Below are 20,042 nucleotides of genomic sequence, written 5' to 3'. Positions count from 1 at the left end.
GTCGAAAAGTAGATGGACACGCAACCTGCCCGTTTCAAGGGCACCCCGTTAACCGGGTTCGGGCGAGGGCGGAACAGTGCCGGAGCGCGTTCCGTCATCCCCCCTGTCTGGTCCGACGTTCGGACCATGCCCCGACCTGCCCCCGTGCCGCGAGGCCGGGGGCGAGGTGTGGGGCGGACGCCGTCACGCACTGGCGCCGGCGTCGCCGACACGGTCCGCGTAAATATAAAGCGGACGCGCACTCTGCTCGACCACCTCCCGCGAAATCACCACCTCTTCCACCCCTTCAAGGCCGGGGAGGTCGAACATGGTGTCGAGGAGGATGCTCTCCATGATGGACCTGAGGCCGCGAGCGCCGGTCTTGCGCTCGATCGCCTTGCGGGCGATGGCGCCGAGGGCCTCCTCGTGGATGGTCAGGTCCACATTCTCCATCTCGAACAGGCGCTGGTACTGTTTCACCAGCGCGTTCTTCGGCTCGGAGAGGATCTTCTTCAGGGCCTCCTCGTCGAGGTCACCCAGCGTCGCCAGGACCGGCAGACGGCCGATGAACTCGGGGATGAGGCCGTACTTCAGCAGATCCTCGGGCTCCACCTCGCGGAACACCTCGCCGGGGCGACGATCCTCGGGCGGAGCCACCTTGGCCTGGAAGCCGATGGAGGTGGACCCCTTCGAGCGCGAGGAGATGATCTTGTCGAGGCCGGCGAAGGCGCCGCCGCAGATGAACAGAATGTTGGTGGTGTCCACCTGCAGGAATTCCTGCTGGGGATGCTTGCGACCGCCCTGAGGGGGCACCGAGGCTACCGTGCCTTCCATGATCTTCAGCAGCGCCTGCTGCACGCCCTCGCCCGACACGTCGCGGGTGATGGAGGGATTGTCGGATTTGCGACTGATCTTGTCGATCTCGTCGATGTAGACGATGCCGCGCTGCGCCCGCTCGACATTGTAGTCGGCAGCCTGGAGCAGCTTGAGGATGATGTTCTCCACGTCCTCGCCCACGTAGCCGGCTTCGGTCAGCGTGGTGGCGTCGGCCATGGTGAAGGGCACGTCGAGGATGCGCGCCAGGGTCTGCGCGAGCAGCGTCTTGCCGGAGCCGGTTGGCCCGATCAGCAGGATGTTGGACTTCGCGAGTTCCACGTCGCCGTGCTTGGTGGCGTGGTTGAGGCGCTTGTAGTGATTGTGCACCGCAACCGAGAGGACCTTCTTCGCGTGATCCTGGCCGATGACGTAGTCATCGAGGACCTTGCGGATCTCCTTCGGGGTCGGGATGCCATCCCGCGACTTCACCAGAGAGGACTTCGACTCTTCCCGGATGATGTCCATGCACAACTCGACGCATTCGTCGCAGATGAACACAGTCGGTCCGGCGATGAGCTTCCTGACCTCGTGCTGGCTCTTGCCGCAGAACGAGCAATAAAGCGTGTTCTTGCTGTCGCTGCCGCCGGTCTTGCTCATCTTCGTCTCCTACCATCTACCGAACCGGACGCGAAACGCACCCGTCTCGCTAGCGTCACATATGGGGATTGGACCAAGCAAAAATCTAGCCAATCCCGAAACGGTGATCGGTTCATGAGAGCCAATCACCCCGAGGCGACACGATCAAGGCGGGGAAGCGACATTCCCCAGGTGACGAAGTGCCGGAATACGACCATCCGGACCCGCCGCGCCTTCATCGCGCCGTCGGCCGCATCGTGATCCCGGGGGTCCTGCCGAAACGTGAAGACCCCTGAACGCAGCGGCCCCCGCCTTTTCGGGGCGAGGGCCGGTTACGCGGCATCCGATGCCGGCTTAACGACATGCAAGCGCGATCTTGCACCGCACGCAAGGGGGGCAATACGAGAACCCCCGTCGCGTGGACCCAGATCACGCCGCCTTGGAGGTGTCGTCGGTGGGCCGCTGATCGATCACGGCATCGATGAGACCGAAGTCCAGCGCGGCCTTTGCGGTCATGAAGTTGTCGCGCTCCAGCGCGTCCTCGATCTTGTCCATCGAGCGGCCGGTGTGCTTCACATAGATTTCATTGAGCCGGCGCTTCAGGTTCAGGATCTCCTGCGCGTGCAGCATGATGTCCGTGACCTGGCCCTGGAAGCCGCCCGACGGCTGGTGCACCATGATTCGGGCGTTCGGCAGGGCGAAGCGCATGTCCTTCTCGCCCGCGGTCAGCAGCAGCGAGCCCATGGAGGCGGCCTGACCGATGCAGAGCGTGGACACCGCAGGCTTGATGAACTGCATGGTGTCGTAGATGGCGAGGCCCGACGTCACCACTCCCCCGGGGGAGTTGATGTACATCGAGATTTCCTTCTTCGGATTGTCCGCTTCCAGGAACAGCAGCTGGGCCACCGCAAGGGTGGACATGCCATCCTCGACCGGGCCGGTCAGGAAGATGATGCGCTCCTTCAGGAGGCGGGAAAAGATGTCGTAGGACCGTTCCCCGCGGTTGGTCTGCTCGACCACCATGGGAATGAGATAATTCATATAAGTATCGACAGGATCACGCATCGTCAGTCCTCGGGGCGCGGGCGATGGCACGCCCCGGGGGGCGTGCCGCGCAATATCGTCGCAGGACGAAGGCGGACTTTGGCCCTCAGGCCGCCTTCTCGTCGTCCTCTTCCTCCTTGTAGAGCTCTTCCTTGGTGACCGTCTTCTCGGTCACGTTGGCGAGCTCCAGAAGGAAATCGACGACCTTCTCCTCGAACAGGGGGGCGCGAACGGAGGCCAGGGCTTCGGGGGTGCGGCGGTAATATTCCCACACCTGCTGCTCCTGGCCGGGGAACTGGCGGGCCCGTTCCACAACCGCGCGCGTCACCTCGTCTTCAGAAACCTGGATATTGTTGCGCTCACCGATTTCCGCAAGCACCAGGCCGAGGCGCACGCGGCGCTCGGCGATCTTGCGGTAGTCGGCGCGGGCCTCTTCCTCGGTGGTGCCCTCGTCGGCGAAGCTGCGGTTCTGGGCAGCGAGGTCTTCCTGCACCCGGCTCCACACGCCGAAGAATTCCTGCTCCACGAGGCCTTCCGGCACCGCGAACTGGTGGGTGGTGTCGAGGGCGTCGAGCAGGGCGCGCTTCACCTTCTGGCGGGCAGCGCCGGCGTGCTCGCTGGCGATGCGCCCGCGCACCGTCTCCTTGAGCTTCTCCAGGCTCTCCTGGCCGAGAGTCTTGGCGAACTCGTCGTCCAGGGTGAGCGGGCCGGGGGCGGCGACCGACTTCACCGTCACCTCGAAGGTGGCAGCCTTGCCGGCCAGTTCCTTGGCGGCATAGGCTTCCGGGAAGGTCACGTTGAGGGTGCGGTTGTCGCCGGCATAGACGCCGAGCAGCTGCTCCTCGAAGCCGGGAATGAAGCCGTTGGAGCCGATGAGGACGTCGATGTCCTGGCCCTCGCCGCCGGCGAACTTCTCGCCGTCCACGTAGCCGGTGAAGTCGATGGTGACGCGGTCGCCGTTCTCGGCGTAGCCGCCTTCGCGGGTGACGAAGGGGCGGTTGGCGTCGGCGATGCGCTGGATGGTCTCGTCGACCTCCGCGTCGGCCACCTCGACCACCAGCTTCTCCACCGAGATGTCCTTGAAGTTGCCCAGCTCGATCTTGGGCAGGATCTCGATCTCAAGGTCGTAGGCGAGGTCCTTGCCGCCTTCCAGCAGACCCTGCGCCTGGGGATCTTCCTGCGGCAGCTTGACCTTGGGCTGGAGCGCCAGCTTGAAGCCGTGCTCCTCGACGATCTTGCCGTTGGTCTCGTTGACCGTCTGCTCGATCACCTCGGACATGACGGACTTGCCGTAGACGCGCTTGAGGTGCGCCACGGGCACCTTGCCGGGGCGGAAGCCGTTCAGCTTCACCTGGCCCTTGAGTTCGGCCAGCTTGGCATCGGCCTTGGCGCCGAGGTCGGCGGCAGACACCACCACACGGAACGCGCGCTTGAGGCCATCGGCCTGGGTCTCGGTCACCTGCATCGTCTTGCCTTCACATCCTGTCGCGCATGGCGCGGAAAACGTTCAAAACCGGTTTCGGCCCCGCAGATCCCTCGGCATCCCGCCAAAGGCCGCACGGTGCGTCCCGCGCCTTGCGGCGAACGAACCTCCGCGGCGGCCGGCGAACCGGAAACGTGGTGCGGGCGGAGGGTTTCGAACCCCCACGACTTGCGTCACGGGAACCTAAATCCCGCGCGTCTACCAGTTCCGCCACGCCCGCAAGTCCGCTACGTCCGCGAGACTGCTACGTCCGCAGGGCGCGCGCGCCGCCGGGTGCGCAATCAAGAGCACCGGACGGCAGACCCCGAAGCACCCCGTCACGGAAACGCTCCATCACGGAAACGCCCAATCGGAGACGCGCGATCCGGGACGCGCACCATAGAGGTTCGACCGCACGCGCACGCCTGTGCACGCATGGATCGGGTCGCGGCTTATATCATGACGGCGCGCGCATGCAGCAACAAAATGGCGCCATCCCGCGTGCTGCGCCATCTGCCCGCGGCCGCGACCCCAGGCTCCCGCCGCCGTCCCGCAAGCCGTTGTGCTGCATCGCCCGGACCGGTGGCGGCAGAGCTTGCCGGCCAGCGCGCGAAAATCAGCGGTGGAAAGCCGCTTGCCCTTTTTTCAGCCACGTATGAAGGTCCACGCACCCTGCCAGGAGACGCCGCGTGACGACGCCGATTCCCTCCCGACGCACCGTCCTCAAGGGTGCTGCAGCCCTCTCCCTGTCCGGCGCGGCGGGCGCCTTGGTCCCGGCGCTCGCCCAGTCGCCGGCCGCCGCACCGGCGGCGGTGCCCCCCGCCCCCCAGGCAAGCCCCCCGGTAACGCTCACCGCCGCCGAAGGCAGCCTGCCGGAGCTGGCCGGCCCGGGCCCCCTCGCCCTGTTCAACGGCGCGCTCCCCGGCCCGGTGCTGCGGGTGAAGAAGGGCGGCATGCTGAATGTCACCCTCGCCAACAGCCTGAAGGAAAACGTCGCTCTCACCTGGCAGGGCGTGCGGCTGCCGGCGGGTTCGCCGGCGCTGGCGGCCGTGGCCCCCGGCAAGAGCGCCAGCCTGAGCCTGGCGCCGACGGACGCCGGCACCTTCTGGTATCATGCCACCTCACCCAGCCTCGCCCGCCGCGCGCTCGCAGGCCCGCTGGTGGTGGAAGAGGCCGGCGCCCCGGCCTATGCGGCAGACCACCTGCTGTTCATTCAATCCTTCCCGCCGGAAAGCGGGATGCCCATCTTCCCGGTCAACGGCGCCATCTCGCCCACCTTCCAGGGTCCCGCGACCGGGCGGGCGCGGCTGCGGCTCGTGAACGCGACCCCGCTGTTCCTGCGCCTCAAGATCCGCGGGCCGGCGAGCTATGCCATCGCGGTGGATGGCCAGCCGGTGTCCGAGCCCTTCGAATTGAAGGACGGCCGCATCCAGATTGCCCCCGGCGGCCGGGTGGACGTGGCCGCGACGCTGGACGACGCCGACGCCACCATCATCGAGATCGAGACCACGCAGGACCCCATCCGGCTGGCAGTGGTCACCCCGGTGGGCGCGGCCGGGACACCGCCCGCGGGGGCCCCGGCGCCGCTGCCGCCCAACGACCTGCCGGCCGAGATTCCCCTCAAGGATGCCCTGCGCATCGAGCTGCCCATCGGCGACAAGCCGGGCGCGGGGGCGGCCTCCCTCGGCACGGTGAAGGCGGGCAAGAGCGTGGTGCTGACGCTGGTGAACAGCCTCGACGCGCCGGTGTCGGTCTATATCGCCGGCCACCCCGTGCGCTTGCTCGACAATGTCTATGACGGCTGGCGGCCCTGGTGGCACGACACCGTGCCGGTGCCGTCGAAGGCCACCGTGCGGGTGGCGTTCCGCGCCGCCGTGCCGGGCACCTGGTCCATCGTCGGGCAGCGCGGCGGCGACGGCGAAGTGGTGGTCTCCAAGACCTATGAGGTGACGGCCTGAAGCCGTCAGTTCACCGCACCCCGAATAACTCATAGAGACGGCGGTAGACCTCCCGCAGCGCCTCCGGCAGGTCGTCGGCCACGAGGCCCGGCCCGGCGGCGCGGGCGGCTTCCCCGTGCAGCCACACGGCAGCGGCCGCCGCCTCGAACGGCGGCATGGCCTGCGCCAGCAGCCCGCCCGCCATGCCGGCCAGCACGTCGCCGGCACCGGCGGTAGCGAGCCAGGCCGGCGCATTCTCGGCGATGGCGGCGCGTCCGTCGGGAGCCGCGACCACCGTGTCCGCCCCCTTCAGCACCACTACCGCCCCCAGCCGCGCCGCCGCCGCGCGGGTGCGCGCCAGCTTGGAGGGCGCCTCCAACACCGCCCGATCCCCGGCGAACAGACGGGCGAACTCCCCCTCGTGGGGCGTGACGATGAGGCCCGCGGTGCGCGCCGCCACGTCCGCCAGCGCCCAGGGCACGCCGGCGTATGAGGTGAGCGCGTCGGCATCGAGCACGAGACGGCGGCCCGGGGCGGCGATGTCGATCTTCGCCCGCGTCGCCGCCCCGGTACCGAGGCCCGGCCCCAGCACCACGGTGCCGAGCCGCCGGTCGGCGAGCAGGGTGGCGAGGTCGCCGTCGCAAGCCATGGCACGGGGCATGATGGCCGCATAAGAGGCGGCATGCAGCGGCAGGGCGTCCGGCGGCAAGGCGACCGTCACCAGCCCGGCCCCGGCCCGGAACGCCCCACGCGCGGACAGGCGAGCAGCGCCTGAGGTCCAGGCGCCGCCGCTCACCACCACCGCATGGCCGCGGTCATATTTGTGCCCCAGGGCCGCCGGCAGCGGAAACGCCGGGCGCCACAGGTCCGGCATGTTCACGGACGTGGCGGGCCTGATCACATCCAGCACCGCATCGGGAATCCCGATGTCGGCCACCCGTACCCGCCCGCACAGGCTGCGACCTGGCTCCAGCAGGTGACCCGGCTTGCGACGGAAGAAGGTGACCGTCTCCTGCGCCTGCGCCGCCGCGCCGCGCACCTTGCCGGTGGCGCCGTCGAGACCGGAGGGCAGGTCCACGGCGATGATCGGCCGGCCGGAGGCGGCCATGCGTGTCACCAGCGCCCTGGCCGCCCCGTCTAGGTCGCGGGCAAGGCCGGCGCCGTACAAGGCATCGACGATCACCCCCGCCTCGGTGAGATCAAGGACCGCCGGCTCCTCCACCGGCCCGCGCCAGCGCTCGGCGGCACGCTTCGCGTCTCCCGTCAGCTTCTCGCGCTCGCCCAACAGGGCAACCCTGACCCGAAAGCCCCGCTGGGTCAGCACCCGTGCCGCGACGAAACCGTCGCCGCCATTGTTGCCCGGCCCGCACAGGATGACGACGCGGGTCGGCAGCGGAAAGCGCGCCACCACGTCGGCCACCGCGGTGCCCGCCCGCTCCATCAGCGTGAAGGACGGCGTGCCCATTTCGACGGCGAGTCGATCTGCCTGACCCATTTCCTGTGGATCGAGAAGTGCGTGCACGTGATGCCCTGCCCCTCTTATGCCCAGTTGATACTCAGCAAACGCACGCAATGAAGATATGAATCGCCTAATTTAAAGTCATTAAGCCTATTTCATGAGCAACGTCGACTTCACCTAACGCTCTGGTCCGCATAAGCACTTAGGCGTATGGATGGCATACATCCTGCTTAAATGCTGCCGGCTCGACCAGCGGCGGAGGCCGGGCCAGGGGAGACGGACCGGATGAAGAAGATTGAGGCTATCATCAAGCCCTTCAAGCTCGATGAAGTGAAAGAGGCCCTCCAGGACGTGGGACTGCAAGGCATCACCGTGACCGAGGCCAAGGGCTTCGGCCGGCAGAAGGGCCACACCGAGCTGTATCGCGGCGCGGAATATGTGGTGGATTTCCTGCCCAAGGTGAAAATCGAGGTCGTGCTCTCCGACGATATGGTAGACCGGGCCGTCGACGCCATTCGCCGCGCGGCCCAGACCGGACGGATCGGAGACGGAAAGATCTTCGTTTCGTCCATCGAGGAGGCGATCCGCATCCGCACCGGCGAATCCGGCCTCGACGCGATTTGACGCGTCCAATAAAAACCTGCGTGCCAGCAGAAAGGTAATACCCCCATGACCACCAAGACGGCCAAGGACGTCCTCGACCTGATCAAGAGCGAGGACGTGAAATACGTCGATCTGCGCTTCACCGATCCGCGCGGCAAGTGGCAGCACGTTACCTTCGACATTTCCATGGTCGACGATGAGTTCCTGACCGAAGGCACTGCCTTCGACGGCTCGTCCATCGCCGGCTGGAAGGCCATCAACGAATCCGACATGCTGCTGATGCCGGATCCGGCCACCACCTGCATCGACCCCTTCTTCGCGGAGACCACGCTCTCCATCGTCTGCGACGTGCTGGAGCCGACCACCAACCAGCCCTACGGCCGCGACCCCCGCTCCATCGCCCGCAAGGCCGAGGCCTATGCCAAGTCCACCGGCATCGGCGACGCCGTCTATTTTGGCCCCGAGGCCGAGTTCTTCATCTTCGACGACGTGCGCTTCAAGGCGGACCCGTACAACACGGGCTTCAAGCTCGATTCGGTCGAGCTGCCCACCAACGGCGACACCGAGTATGAGGGCGGCAACCTCGGCCACCGGGTGAAGACCAAGGGTGGCTACTTCCCGGTGCCCCCGATCGATTCGGCGCAGGACATGCGCTCCGAGATGCTCGCCGCCATGGCCAAGATGGGCGCCAAGGTGGAGAAGCACCACCACGAGGTGGCCTCCGCCCAGCACGAGCTCGGCCTCAAGTTCGGTTCGCTCGTGACCATGGCCGACCACTTGCAGGTGTATAAGTACTGCATCCACCAGGTGGCCAACATCTACGGCAAGACCGCGACCTTCATGCCGAAGCCCGTCTTCGGCGACAACGGCTCGGGCATGCACGTCCACCAGTCCATCTGGAAGGACGGCAAGCCGCTCTTCGCCGGCGACAAGTATGCGGACCTGTCCGACTACTGCCTGTGGTACATCGGCGGCATCATCAAGCACGCCAAGTCGCTGAACGCCTTCACCAACCCGCTCACCAACTCCTACAAGCGGCTGGTCCCGGGCTATGAGGCTCCGGTGCTGCTGGCCTATTCGGCCCGCAACCGCTCGGCGTCCTGCCGCATCCCCTACACCAACAACCCGAAGGCCAAGCGCGTCGAGGTCCGCTTCCCCGATCCCGGCGCGAACCCCTACCTCGCCTTCGCGGCCCTCTTCATGGCCGGCATGGACGGCATCCTGAACCGGATCGATCCCGGCCAGGCCATGGACAAGGACCTGTACGACCTACCCCCCGCCGAGCTGAAGCAGATCCCCACCGTCTGCGGCTCCCTGCGCGAGGCCCTGGATTCGCTCGCCGCCGACCACGAGTATCTGCTCAAGGGCGACGTGTTCCAGAAGGACTTCATCGAGTCCTACATCGAGCTGAAGATGACCGAGGTGATGCGCTTCGAAATGACGCCGCACCCGGTCGAGTTCGAAATGTACTACTCGGTCTGATGCTTCCCCGGCCCGGCCATAAGGCTGGGCCGGCCTTGTTCCGGTCTTCATGACCTCCTTGGGCGCCTCTCGGGGCGCCCTCTCTTTTTGCGGAGGTCGATTCTTCCCTGGTGCCTGCGGCGCCTCAATGGGACAGCAGAATGCCGGCGACCAGGAGAACCTCGCCAACCAGCACCCCCGCGAACACCGAGCGGCGGAAAACGAGAAAGCCGGCCACGCCACCCGCCACCGCACCCAGCCGCAGCGCCAGTGGCACGGCGGCGAGCGCTCCGGCCGGCGCGAACAGCAGCCGCGCCACCACGGCGGCCAGAAGCGCGGTAGCCACCGCCTTCACCCAGTGGAAGACGGGGCTGCCTTCCTCCACCCGCCGCCCGGCGAGAATCGCCAGCGAGCGCCAGATCTCGGTGGGGAGGAAGCCCGCCAGCAGCACGATGAGCAGCGCCGCGCCCTCGCTCATGGGTGCGCCTGTCATGGTTACGCCTGTCATGGTTACGCCTGTCATGGCTGCCCCCGCCGCCGCTCCAGCAGCCGGCCCGCCACATAGGCGAACGTGCCGCCGCCGATGCCGGCGATCATGAGGTCGAGGCCGCCCTCCAGCCCCAGCGTAGCGGGCATGAGGAGGAAGCCCGCCGCCAGCGCCAGCCAGTCGGTGGCCCCGGCGGCGTTGCGCACCATAAGCACGGTGAAGGACAGCGGGGTCAGCAGCAGCAGGGCCGCCGCCAGCGGCGTCGGCACTTCGCCCGCCACGAGAAAGCCGGTGAGCGTGCCGAACATGCTGATGGAGATCAGCATGTTGCCCAGCCCGAGAGTGAAGGGCAGCCGCGCCTCGCCGGGCAGGTGGGGCAACAGGCGCAGGCCCTCCAGCCACACGGTCATGGCCACGTAATGGGCGCTCACCAGCTCCCAGAACAGGCTGCGGCGCGGCCCGCGGATATAGGGCGCCACCGACACCACCATGGGCAGCAGCCGGATGGAGGAAATGGCCACAGCCAGCGCCACCGCCGGCAGGGCGGTGCCCGCCGCGATGCCGCCGATGAGGATCAGCTGCGCCGGCAGCGCCCAGATCAGCAGCGTGGAGGCGAGCCCCGCGCCGATGGGAAAGCCCACGCTCTGGAGCACCGCGCCGAAGCCGATGTAGCTGGCGAACAGCACGATGGCGGGCACGGACAGGCCCGCCTTCAGCCCCTTCAGGAACCAGACGGCCGGCGCATGATGCGCGGGATGGGACACAGGCGGGGCGGACACGCGGGGCTCGTTCCGGGCACAGGTTCTGAAGGCCGGGCGCAGGCGCGCTGGCCGGTGATTAATGCCATAGCACATGCCTTGATCGTGGGAAGGCGGGTTCGCGCAGGCGAAGGCCGGCGGCCATGCAGCGATGGGGTAGCTTTGCGTCACGCTGGCCCGGTGCTCCGCCGACCGTCGCAATCACCGGGGGCACAGGTGCTCTTGCTCGCAGCCGCTGGTGCCTCTTGGCGCGGTCTTGCCCCCTCCCCACTCGCGGGAGGGAGCGGGGGCGCTGCGTGTCAGGCCAGCGACCCCACCGCGCCATCGCGCGCATTGCCCCCGGGGGCCGGGGACGCCATCTTGTGGCCAGCGTTTCGAATCGGTCGCCCTGCCGTGCTTATCGTTGAAATTCCGTACCGCGACCCGTTCGCCGTCCTCCACGCCTTCGCCGATGCGCCCTATTGCGCCTTCCTCGACAGCGCCGCGGAGGGGGACGCGCGGGCACGCTGGTCCTATCTGGGGGCCGATCCGTTCCAGGTCATCACCAGCGCGGCCGATGGCGTGCGCGTGGACGGGCGGATCGTGCCCGGACATCCGTTCGACGTGCTGGCCGTCGCGCTCGCGGCCAGTGCCGTGCCGGCCGAACCCTCGCCGGTGCCGTTTCGCGGCGGGGCCATGGGGTATCTGGGCTATGAGCTGGGCCGCCATCTGGAGCGCCTGCCCGCCCCCCGCCCGGCGAGACCGGCGGTTCCCGAACTGGTGCTCGGTCTCTACGACACGGTGCTCGCCTTCGACCGACTGGAGCGCCGCGCCTACATCGTCTCCACCGGCCGGCCCGAGCATGGCGCCGCCGCCAAGGCGCGCGCGCAGGTGCGGGCCGAGGCGTTCCGCCGCCGGCTGGAGACCGCCCCCGCCATCGCGCCGGCGCCCGACTTTTCTCTCACCGGCCGCTTCGTGCCGGAGCAGCCGCGCGCGCAGGTGGAAGCGTCCGTCGCGCGGGTGATCGAATACATCCGCGCCGGCGATATCTTCCAGGCCAACCTCACCCAGCAGATGCGCGCGGCGCGGCCGCAGGGCCTCACCGACCTTGCCCTCTATGCCCGTCTGCGTGCGCTCTCCCCCTCCCCCTTCGCCGCCTTCCTGCGCGCGGGGCCGGATCTCGCCGTGCTCAGCGCCTCGCCGGAGCGCTTCCTGTCCCTCGATCCCGACGGGCGGGTGGAGACGCGGCCCATCAAGGGCACCCGCCGCCGCAGCCTGGACCCGCAGGAGGACGCGCGGCTTGCCGCCGCTCTGGTGGCATCGGAGAAGGACCAGGCAGAAAACCTGATGATCGTGGACTTGCTGCGCAACGATCTCTCACGGGTCTGCAAGGTGGGCAGCGTGAAGGTGCCTGCCCTGTGCGCGCTGGAGACCTTCGCCAGCGTGCATCACCTGGTCTCGGTTGTGGAAGGCCGGCTGAAGGACGGCCTCGGCCCGGTGGACCTGCTCACCGCCTGCTTTCCCGGCGGCTCCATCACCGGGGCGCCGAAGATCCGCGCCATGGAGATCATCCACGAGCTGGAGCCGGTGCCGCGCGGGGTCTATTGCGGCTCGGTATGCTGGATCGGCTTCGACGGGGCCATGGATTCCTCCATCGTCATCCGCACCATCACCCGGGCCGGGGAGACGCTGCTGGCCCAGGCGGGCGGTGGCATCGTGGCGGATTCCGATCCGGCGGATGAATATGAGGAGAGCTTGGTGAAGCTCTCGCCCATGCTGCGAGCCTTGTCGGGGGAGGCATCGTGAAGCTCTGGCTCGGCACCGGCCTCGTCGCGCAGGAAGAAGCGCACCTGTCTCCGTTCGACCGGGGCTTCACCCTCGGCGACGGCCTGTTCGAGACCCTGCGGGTGAGCGACAGCGCAGTGTTGCGGCTTGAGGCTCATCTCGCCCGCCTCACCGCCGGGGCCGGTGTGCTGGGCCTGCCCCTTCCCACGCTCGATCTTGCCGCCGCCCTCGCCGCCACGGCCGCGGCGAACGCCCTGACGGAGGGTGTGCTGCGCCTCACCCTCAGCCGGGGCACCGGCCCGCGCGGCGTGCTGCCGCCGGCCGAGCCCACCCCCACCCTCGTCATCACCGCCGCCCCCCTGCCCGCTCCGGCCCCGCCCGCGCGCCTCGTGATCGCGCAGGGCACCCGGCGCAACGATCGCTCGCCGCTCGCGCAGGTGAAGTCGCTGAACTATCTCGACAACATCCTCGCCCGGCAGGAAGCCGCGCGGCGCGGCGCGGACGATGCGCTGCTGCTCAACACGCGCGAGCGCGTGGCGGAGACCTCCATCGCCAATGTGTTCGCGGTGATCGGCGGCGATCTCGTCACCCCGCCCCTGTCCGAAGGCGTGCTGCCCGGCATCATGCGCGCGGCGGTGCTGACCGAGGGCGCGGGCGAACGGCCGCTGACGCCGGAGGACCTCGGCCGGGCCGAGGAAATCTTCATCACCTCGGCGCTGGGCATCCGCTCCGTCGCGGCGCTGGACGGGCGAGAAGTGGTCGGACGCGCCGTCGCCGAGCGGCTGCGTGCCCGCATTCCGGGGGCTTGAGGTGGCGCCGGTCCTGCGCACCGAGCGGCTGGTGCTGCGCCCGTGGCGGCCGACAGATCGCGACGGCCTGTGGCGGATGCAGTCCAACCCCGCCACCATGGAGTTCCTGATGCCGGTGCCCGACCGCGCCGCCAGCGACGCAGTGGCGGACCGGGTGGAAGCGCACTTCGCCCGCCATGGCTTCGGCCTGTGGGTCGTGGAGGCACCGGGGGTGACGGACTTCGCCGGCTACACCGGCCTCGTCCACGTGCCCTATGACGAGCACTTCACCCCGGCGGTGGAGATCGGCTGGCGGTTCGATCCCGCCTTCTGGGGCCACGGCTTTGCCACCGAGGCGGCGCGCGCGGCCCTCGGCTTCGGCTTCCAGACTCTGGGGCTGGAGGAGATCGTCGCCATCACCGTCCCCGCCAATGGCCGCTCGCGGGCGGTGATGGAACGCCTCGGCATGGTGCGGGACGCGGATGGGGATTTCGACCTGCCGAGCATTCCCGTGGGCCATCCTCTGCGGCGGCAGGTGCTCTACCGCCTTATGCGGCCGTCCGCGCCACCGCCTGCTCGATGAAGTCAGCGGCGCGCTTCACCCCGCCGCCTTCCGCCATCTCGTCGGCGATGCGCCGGGCGGCGAGCCGATAGTCGGGCACGTTGAGCACCGCCCTCAAGGCATTGGCGAGGCGCACGCGGCTGGCTCGGCCGGCCGGCACCACTTCGGCCACGCCGGCATAGGCGAGGCGGGCGGCGGTGGCCGGCTGCTCGAAGGCGATGGGCATGGCCACCAGCGGCACCCCTTCGGCCAGCGCGTCCAGCACCGTATTCATGCCGCAATGGAGCACAGCGGCGGCGCAGCGCTTCAGCACTTCCTGCTGCGGTACGAAGGACCGCACCTCGGCGAGGCCCGAGAGTTGGGCTGCCTCCTCATCGGACAGCATGCCGCCGTGGGCGATGAGGAGCCGCGCCCCCACGTCCCGCGCCGCGAATGCCACCTTGTGGAACAGGTCGATCCGCCCGCCCTGCAGGGTCCCGAGCGAGCAGAACAGCAGCGGCATGCCTTCCACGTGCGGCAGGGCCGCATCCATGCGCGGAACGGCGGCGCCATCGCGCCAGGGTGAGCCGTAGTGGAAGGTCGCGGGCAGCTCGGAGCGGGGAAAGTCCAGCCCCTTCGGCATCTGTGCCACCGTCAGCAGCGGCGAGAAACCTCCGTCCGCGAACGGGTCGAGCCCGAATGCCGCGCCATACCGTTCCAGAACCCGGCGCATGGGCCGCATCAAAAGGTCAGTGATGCGGTAGCCGCCCTTGTTCCAGACAAGGCCCTGCTCGCTGGCATCGTAGCGCCAGGGCACGAAGGGCGGCGGCACGCCGATCTCCCGGTTCAGCGGCAGCGCGGTGGCTGTGGAGACGACTGGCAGCTTGAGGTGCCGCGCCACGAGCGTTCCCGCCGCCTCGGTCTGGTCGGCGATCACCACGTCCGCGCCGATGGCTTTCAGCACGCCCGGCAGGTCGCGGCACAGCATGTCGGTCTGGGCCGCCGTGACCTTCAGGGTGCCGAGCAGGCCGAACAGGCCGGTGGGCGCGGCAAGGCGCGCCACATATGCGTCGAGCGCGCCGGCGGGGTAGTCCTTCTCGCCCACGGGCGCGAACTCGGCGCCCTTGCCGGCGACCAGGCGGGCGGCATCGGCCATGTGCACGAAGGTGACGCGATGGCCCCGCGCACCGAGTTCCCGGGCGAGCACCAGCAGCGGGTTGGTATGGCCCGGCAGCGGCGGGGCGACGACGGCGAAATGGGTCATTGAGGACGCGTCCAAAGATGCGCGGGACGGGGCGGCGGCGCGCCCTTGAACCGCGTGGCGAGGGCCTGCGCGAGGCCGCCCGCGAGAAAGCCGGCCTTCTGGGCCGTGGAGGTGGAGACGCGCGCGTCCCAAGCCTTGGGCCCGCGCTTGCGGACCTCGACGCCGATGGCGCGATAGACACCGCGCGCCGCGCCCACCGCCGCCGCCGCACGGAACGGCAAAGCGGCCATGCCGATGAGGGACTGGTCGTAATAGGGCTCGGCCACGTCCAGCAGCCGTGCCACCACGCCGGCCACCGCCGCGCGATGCTCCGGCGCGGCGATGTCCGCCACCGGAACGCCGGCCTCGGCGAGGAAGGCCGCGGGCAGGTAGATGCGGCCGATGGTGGCATCCTCCATCACGTCGCGGGCGATGTTGGTGAGCTGGAAGCCGAGGCCGAGGTCGCTCGCCCGGTCCAGCACCACGTCATCCCGCGCGCCCATGATGAGGGCCATCATCACGCCCACCACGCCGGCCACGTGGTAGCAATAGGTCAGCGTGTCATCGATGCTCTCGTAGCGCCGGTCTTCCACGTCCATGCGGAAGCCCTCCAGCAGCTGGAGGGGGTAGCGCTCGGGAATGTCGTTGCGCTTCACCACCTCGGCGAAGGCGGCGAACGCCGGATGGGCGGAAGGCGCGCCGCGATAGGCGTTGCGGGTCTCCTCATAGAGGCCGTCGAGCCGCTCGGCGGGGGAGGCGGCGCTGGAAACCCGCCCGTGCCCCAGCTCCTGCCCGTCCACCACGTCGTCGCAATGGCGGCACCAGGCATAGAGCATCACCGCGTCTTCGCGCATGCGCGGACCGAACAGGCGCGCCGCGGCGGCGAAGCTCTTGGAGCCCTTGGCGATGGCCTCCTCGCTGGCGCCGAGGACGGCGGGCGCGGGGGCGCTCATGCGCGTGTCACACCAAGGTCCGCGAGGATGAGCCCCGCCGTGGCCTTGGCCGAGCCGACCACCCCCGGCACGCCCGCCCCCGGATGGGTGCCGGCCCCGGCGAAATAGAGGTTGGCGATCTTCGCGTCCCGGTTGTGCGGCCGGAACCACGCCGACTGGGTGAGCAGCGGTTCCACCGAGAAGGCCGAGCCGTGATGGGCGGACAGCTCATCGCGGAAGCCGAAGGGGGTGAGGATGCGCGAGGTGACGAGGCTGTCGCGCAGCCCCGGCAACAGCCGCTCCTCCAGATGGGTGAGGATGCGGTCGCGATAAAGCGGGCCTTCCTTGTCCCAGTCGATGTCCGCCTTGCCGAGGTGCGGCACGGGAGAGAGCACGTAGAAGGCGGTGCAGCCTTCCGGCGCCAGCGACGGGTCGGTCACGGTCGGGGCATGGAGATAGAGCGAGAAATCGTCGGGCAGGTTGGGGCCCTTGAAGATCTCGTCCACGAGACCGCGATAGCGCGGGCCGAACAGCACCGTGTGGTGCTGGAGATGGTCCCAGGTGCGCCGGGCCCCGAAATAGGTGACGAACAGCGACATGGAATGGCGCGTCTTCGCCAGCCGCGCGCCTTCCGAGCGCCCGCGCGCCGCCCCGCGCAACAGGTGGCGATAGGTGTGCACCACGTCCGCGTTCGAGGCGACGAGGTCGAACGGCAGGATCTCGCCGCTCTTGAGCTTCACGGCGGTGGCGCGCTGGCCCTCCACCACGATCTCGTCCACCGGGCAGGAGAGGCGGATCTCGCCGCCGAGGTCGGTGAACAGCTTGACCATGCCGCGCACCAGCGCGCCGGTTCCCCCGCGCGGGAAGAAAACGCCCCATTTGCGCTCCAGCGCATGGATGAGGGCGTAGATGGACGAGGTGGAGAAGGGATTGCCCCCAACCAGAAGGGAATGGAACGAGAAGGCCTGCCGCAGGTGGTCGTCGCGGATGAAGCGCGAGACCATGGCATAGACCGAGCGCCAGGCTTCCAGCTTCACCAGCTTGGGCGCAGCCTTCATCATGCTGGAGAATTCAAGGAACGGCACCGCGCCGAGCTTGAGATAGCCCTCCTCGAACACCGCCTGCGAATAGGCGAGGAAGCGGCGATAGCCCTCCACGTCCGCCTTGTCGAAGGTGGCGATCTGGGCGTCGAGGGAGGCCTGGTCGTTCACATAGTCGAACTGCCGGCCGTCCGGCCACATCAGCCGGTAGAAGGGCGAGACCGGCATCAGCTCCACATAGTCGGACAGCTTGCGGCCGGCGGCCTCGAACACCTCTTCAAGGCAGGTGGGATCGGTGATGACGGTGGGGCCGCCATCGAAGGTGAAGCCGTCCTGCTCATAGACATAGGCGCGTCCGCCGGGCTTGTCCCGCTGCTCGAACACGGTGGTGCGGATGCCCGCCGCCTGCAGGCGGATGGCGAGGGAGAGCCCGCCGAAGCCGGACCCGATGACGGCGGCGCGGCGGAAGGTCTTGGTAGCATCGAGCATCATGGGGAACCGGGTGCGGCTTTCGTCTCAACAAGGCAGGAGAGCGCCCTGAGCACCGATACGGGCGGGCGGCCGGAAAGGATGCGCGCCTTGTCGGCAAGGGTGAGGCGATCGGCGTAGAAGCGGGTGATCAGGTCTTCCGACAGCCCGTAGAAGCGCTGGAGGATGGCATAGCGCCGCTCCGGATCGGCGGCGCGGAACAGCATGCGATTGAGCAGGCGGAAGAAGCCGCGCCCGTTCCAGGCCGCCGCCGCATGGGCACGCACGGCCGCCGCGAGCGCGGGGCCGGAGAGATCGGCAAGCGCGCTCACTTTGTCGGCCAGCGCCATGGCGTCGGGCAGGCTATAGCCGGTGGTGGGGTGGAACAGGCCCGCCCGCAGCCCTGCCGGCGCCACGCCCGCGGGCGTCTCTGCGAGGAAGGCGTCGATGTCACCGCCGAGCGCAATCGGCAAGATGCCGTCCTCCTCCCGCACCACATAATCCACCGCCCAGCCCTGCGCCGCGGCATAGGCGGAAATGCGGCCGCGCAGGGCATCGGCGGGAAGGTCCGGGCCGTCGGCATAATAGGTGTCTTCCACCAGCAGCGTGTCGTCGTCCAGCGGCAGCACATAGACGAAGCGGTAGCCGCCCAACTGCTCCACCCGCGCATCCATGATGATGGGGCGGGTGAGGCCATGGGGTCGCGACAGGCGCAGCTCCTGCCCGAGGAAGGTCTGGTAGCCGAGGTCGAGATGGCGCGAGGCGACCGGGCCGCGCCCGTCCACCACGGCGAGGGCGGTGATGCTCTCGCCGCCCTCCAATACCACATGGTCGGCCGCCACATGGGCGACGCGGGCGTTGGTGCGGATGGCGGCGCACAGGCGCTCGTTCATCACCTCGGCCATGCGCTCGGAGGAAATGGTGGCGTAGCCGCCGTTCAGCGCGCGCGAGAAGGCCGGAAAATGCACCCCGTGCCCGGCCCAGCGATAGCTTTGGAAGGGGGCGAGAAAGGCGCGCTGCGCGGCAGTGAGATCGCTGTCGTGGCAGGACCAGCTGTGGTTGCCGCCCACGCTCTCGCCGGCTTCCAGCAGCAGCATGTGAAGGCCGGGGCGCTGGGCGGCGAGGCGCGCGGCCATGAGGCAGTTGGCAAGTCCGGCGCCGACGAAGACGATGTCCATGCCCTAAGCGCAGCTCCTGCCGTTGCCCCCCGCAAGGGCAATAGCCGCCGGGCCGTCGCCTGTCACCCCCGCCCCGGATTCCAGCTCGCCCCCCAATCTGCCATAACCGCGGCGCAGACGGACCCCGCACGCCGAATCCTCGGAAGGCTCCCACGGGGCAAAGGAGAACGCCGGCCGCGCCGGCGCTCTCCTGGAAGCCGGCGCGGCGCTCGGGCTACGCCGGCGCGAGTCCAGCAAACGACAAGAGAGGAACGCCATGTCCGAAACCCCGCCGCCCTCCCCTGCCCCCGCCCCACGCGGCCCGCTCGCGGGCGTGCGCGTCATCGACCTGTCCCGCCTCGCGCCCGGCCCCTATTGCACCATGCTGCTGGCAGATCTCGGCGCCGAGGTGATCGTGGTGGGCGGCGGGCGCGCCGGGGTGGCCATCGCGGAATTCTCCCGCGGCAAGCGCCACGTGGCCCTCAACCTCAAGGCCCCGGAAGGCCGCGCCGCGCTCCACGCCTTGGTGAAGACGGCGGACGTGCTGGTGGAGGGCTTCCGCCCCGGCGTGGCCGAGCGCATCGGCGCGGGATATGCGGAGCTGTCGGCGCTCAATCCCCGCCTCGTCTATTGCGCCCTTACCGGCTTTGGCCAGGACGGCCCGCGGGCGAAGGAAGCCGGCCACGACATCACCTATCTCGCTTTGTCCGGCGTGCTCGGCGGCCTCGGCCCCAAGGGGGCGCCGCCGGAGGCGCCGCTGAACCTGGTGGCGGATTTCGCCGGCGGCAGCCTGATCGCCGCCATCGGCATCCTTGCGGCAGTGATCGAGGCCAGGGCATCGGGACGCGGCCAATTCATCGATGCCGCCATGATGGACGGCGCGCTCTCCCTCATGGCCATGCACCTGCCCCTGTGGAAGACGCCGCACTGGCCGGAGCGCGGCGACGGGCTGCTGGGCGGCGGGGCGCCGTTCTACCGCACCTATGCCTGCGCCGACGGCGGCTTCATCGCGGTGGGCGCGCTGGAGCGCGGCTTCTTCGAGAGCCTGTGGCGCACCCTGGGCCTCGGCGAGCCGCCGGACCACATGCGTCGCGACCTGTGGCCGCAAATCGAGCGCCAGCTGGCGGAAACCTTCGCCGGCGCGCCCCGCGACCATTGGACCGCCCTGTTCGCCGGCACGGACGCCTGCGTCGCCCCGGTCCTGGCCCCCGACGAGGTGTGGAGCGATCCCCACGTCGCCGCCCGCCACCCGGGATCGGGGCCCAATCGCGTGCCCGCCGTGCCGCGCCTGTCCCGCACCCCGGCCGAGGCGCGCCCGCTGGATCTGTCCGACCGCACCGCCGAGGTGCTGCGCGAGATTGGTCTCAGCACTGCGGAGGCCCGCGCCGCCGCTGCGCCGGATGAAGGCGAAGGCCGCTCGGGCCTCGCCTGGCCGCCCGAGCTGCGGTAGGGCGCTGACGCCCCGCC

Annotated in this window: 17 protein-coding genes and 1 tRNA gene; 7 read left to right on the top strand and 11 right to left on the bottom strand. The window is 69.2% G+C overall.

Features of this window, described 5'->3' with window-relative positions:
* Window positions 1-183 precede the first annotated feature (183 nt).
* From clpX to FZ033_RS16385, 4 genes are all read right to left on the bottom strand, one after another.
* Complete coding sequence (clpX, locus tag FZ033_RS16400) at window positions 184-1,452, bottom strand: ATP-dependent Clp protease ATP-binding subunit ClpX (protein WP_012115566.1); 1,269 nt, start codon at window positions 1,450-1,452, stop codon at window positions 184-186.
* Between the two features lie 408 nt (window positions 1,453-1,860).
* A complete protein-coding gene (locus tag FZ033_RS16395) occupies window positions 1,861-2,496 on the bottom strand; it encodes an ATP-dependent Clp protease proteolytic subunit (RefSeq protein WP_012115565.1) in 636 nt (211 codons plus the stop codon).
* 85 nt (window positions 2,497-2,581) lie between these two features.
* A complete protein-coding gene (tig, locus tag FZ033_RS16390; RefSeq protein ID WP_149577175.1) occupies window positions 2,582-3,940 on the bottom strand; it encodes a trigger factor in 1,359 nt (452 codons plus the stop codon).
* A gap of 153 nt (window positions 3,941-4,093) precedes the next feature.
* Window positions 4,094-4,178 (bottom strand) — tRNA-Leu (locus FZ033_RS16385).
* A gap of 448 nt (window positions 4,179-4,626) precedes the next feature.
* Here FZ033_RS16385 and FZ033_RS16380 point away from each other — a divergent pair.
* Window positions 4,627-5,895, top strand: a complete 1,269-nt coding sequence (locus FZ033_RS16380; RefSeq protein ID WP_149577174.1) for a multicopper oxidase family protein — start codon at window positions 4,627-4,629, stop codon at window positions 5,893-5,895.
* A gap of 10 nt (window positions 5,896-5,905) precedes the next feature.
* Here FZ033_RS16380 and FZ033_RS16375 read toward each other — a convergent pair whose 3' ends face one another.
* Entirely contained in the window at window positions 5,906-7,396 is a 1,491-nt protein-coding gene (locus tag FZ033_RS16375; protein ID WP_269149871.1) for an NAD(P)H-hydrate dehydratase, read from the bottom strand.
* A 222-nt stretch (window positions 7,397-7,618) separates the two neighbouring features.
* Here FZ033_RS16375 and FZ033_RS16370 point away from each other — a divergent pair, with 222 nt between their 5' ends.
* Both FZ033_RS16370 and glnA read left to right on the top strand, forming a co-directional pair.
* The gene (locus FZ033_RS16370; RefSeq protein ID WP_012115561.1) at window positions 7,619-7,957 is read left to right on the top strand and encodes a P-II family nitrogen regulator; all 339 of its coding nucleotides are present in this window, start codon (window positions 7,619-7,621) and stop codon (window positions 7,955-7,957) included.
* A 45-nt stretch (window positions 7,958-8,002) separates the two neighbouring features.
* Window positions 8,003-9,418 carry a type I glutamate--ammonia ligase gene (gene glnA / locus FZ033_RS16365; RefSeq protein ID WP_138400024.1) on the top strand — a complete coding sequence of 472 codons (1,416 nt, stop codon included), beginning with the start codon at window positions 8,003-8,005 and terminating at the stop codon, window positions 9,416-9,418.
* 124 nt (window positions 9,419-9,542) lie between these two features.
* On the opposite strand, the gene FZ033_RS16360 is transcribed toward glnA, so the two are convergent.
* Together FZ033_RS16360 and FZ033_RS16355 are read right to left on the bottom strand one after the other, a co-directional pair.
* Window positions 9,543-9,890 carry an AzlD domain-containing protein gene (locus tag FZ033_RS16360; RefSeq protein WP_149577172.1) on the bottom strand — a complete coding sequence of 116 codons (348 nt, stop codon included), beginning with the start codon at window positions 9,888-9,890 and terminating at the stop codon, window positions 9,543-9,545.
* A 26-nt stretch (window positions 9,891-9,916) separates the two neighbouring features.
* Window positions 9,917-10,663, bottom strand: coding sequence for an AzlC family ABC transporter permease (locus FZ033_RS16355; RefSeq protein WP_232847523.1), 747 nt, complete (start codon window positions 10,661-10,663; stop codon window positions 9,917-9,919).
* Window positions 10,664-11,035: 372 nt separating this feature from the next.
* Here FZ033_RS16355 and pabB point away from each other — a divergent pair, with 372 nt between their 5' ends.
* Genes pabB through FZ033_RS16340 form a run of 3 tightly spaced genes read left to right on the top strand, consistent with a single transcriptional unit; the run spans window position 11,036 to window position 13,777 of the window.
* Window positions 11,036-12,427, top strand: a complete 1,392-nt coding sequence (gene pabB, locus FZ033_RS16350; protein WP_232847522.1) for an aminodeoxychorismate synthase component I — start codon at window positions 11,036-11,038, stop codon at window positions 12,425-12,427.
* Window positions 12,424-13,215 (top strand): aminotransferase class IV, encoded by a 792-nt coding sequence (locus tag FZ033_RS16345; RefSeq protein WP_149577170.1) that lies wholly within the window; start codon window positions 12,424-12,426, stop codon window positions 13,213-13,215. The genes pabB and FZ033_RS16345 overlap by 4 nt, the downstream gene beginning before the upstream one ends.
* Window positions 13,193-13,777: a GNAT family N-acetyltransferase gene (locus FZ033_RS16340; protein ID WP_232847521.1), complete on the top strand. Its 585-nt coding sequence runs from the start codon at window positions 13,193-13,195 to the stop codon at window positions 13,775-13,777. Before FZ033_RS16345 ends, FZ033_RS16340 begins: the two co-directional genes overlap by 23 nt.
* Here FZ033_RS16340 and FZ033_RS16335 read toward each other — a convergent pair.
* The 4 genes from FZ033_RS16335 to crtY are packed head-to-tail and all read right to left on the bottom strand — an operon-like array spanning window position 13,743 to window position 18,596.
* Window positions 13,743-14,999 (bottom strand): glycosyltransferase, encoded by a 1,257-nt coding sequence (locus tag FZ033_RS16335; RefSeq protein WP_149577169.1) that lies wholly within the window; start codon window positions 14,997-14,999, stop codon window positions 13,743-13,745. The two genes, FZ033_RS16340 and FZ033_RS16335, sit on opposite strands and share 35 nt — an antisense overlap.
* On the bottom strand, window positions 14,996-15,931 hold the full coding sequence (locus FZ033_RS16330; protein ID WP_149577168.1) for a phytoene/squalene synthase family protein: 936 nt from the start codon (window positions 15,929-15,931) through the stop codon (window positions 14,996-14,998). The genes FZ033_RS16335 and FZ033_RS16330 overlap by 4 nt, the downstream gene beginning before the upstream one ends.
* Entirely contained in the window at window positions 15,928-17,442 is a 1,515-nt protein-coding gene (locus FZ033_RS16325) for a phytoene desaturase (RefSeq protein WP_149577167.1), read from the bottom strand. Before FZ033_RS16325 ends, FZ033_RS16330 begins: the two co-directional genes overlap by 4 nt.
* Window positions 17,439-18,596: a lycopene beta-cyclase CrtY gene (crtY, locus tag FZ033_RS16320; RefSeq protein WP_149577166.1), complete on the bottom strand. Its 1,158-nt coding sequence runs from the start codon at window positions 18,594-18,596 to the stop codon at window positions 17,439-17,441. Before crtY ends, FZ033_RS16325 begins: the two co-directional genes overlap by 4 nt.
* Before the next feature lie 256 nt (window positions 18,597-18,852).
* Between crtY and FZ033_RS16315 the strand changes: the two genes are divergently transcribed.
* Window positions 18,853-20,025: a CaiB/BaiF CoA transferase family protein gene (locus tag FZ033_RS16315; protein WP_149577165.1), complete on the top strand. Its 1,173-nt coding sequence runs from the start codon at window positions 18,853-18,855 to the stop codon at window positions 20,023-20,025.
* Window positions 20,026-20,042: the final 17 nt, after the last annotated feature.

Source organism: Xanthobacter oligotrophicus (assembly GCF_008364685.1).
GTDB classification, from domain to species: Bacteria; Pseudomonadota; Alphaproteobacteria; order Rhizobiales; family Xanthobacteraceae; genus Xanthobacter; species Xanthobacter oligotrophicus.
The sequence above is the reverse complement of the archived record's forward strand: the minus strand, read 5'-3'. Positions and strand labels throughout refer to the sequence as shown.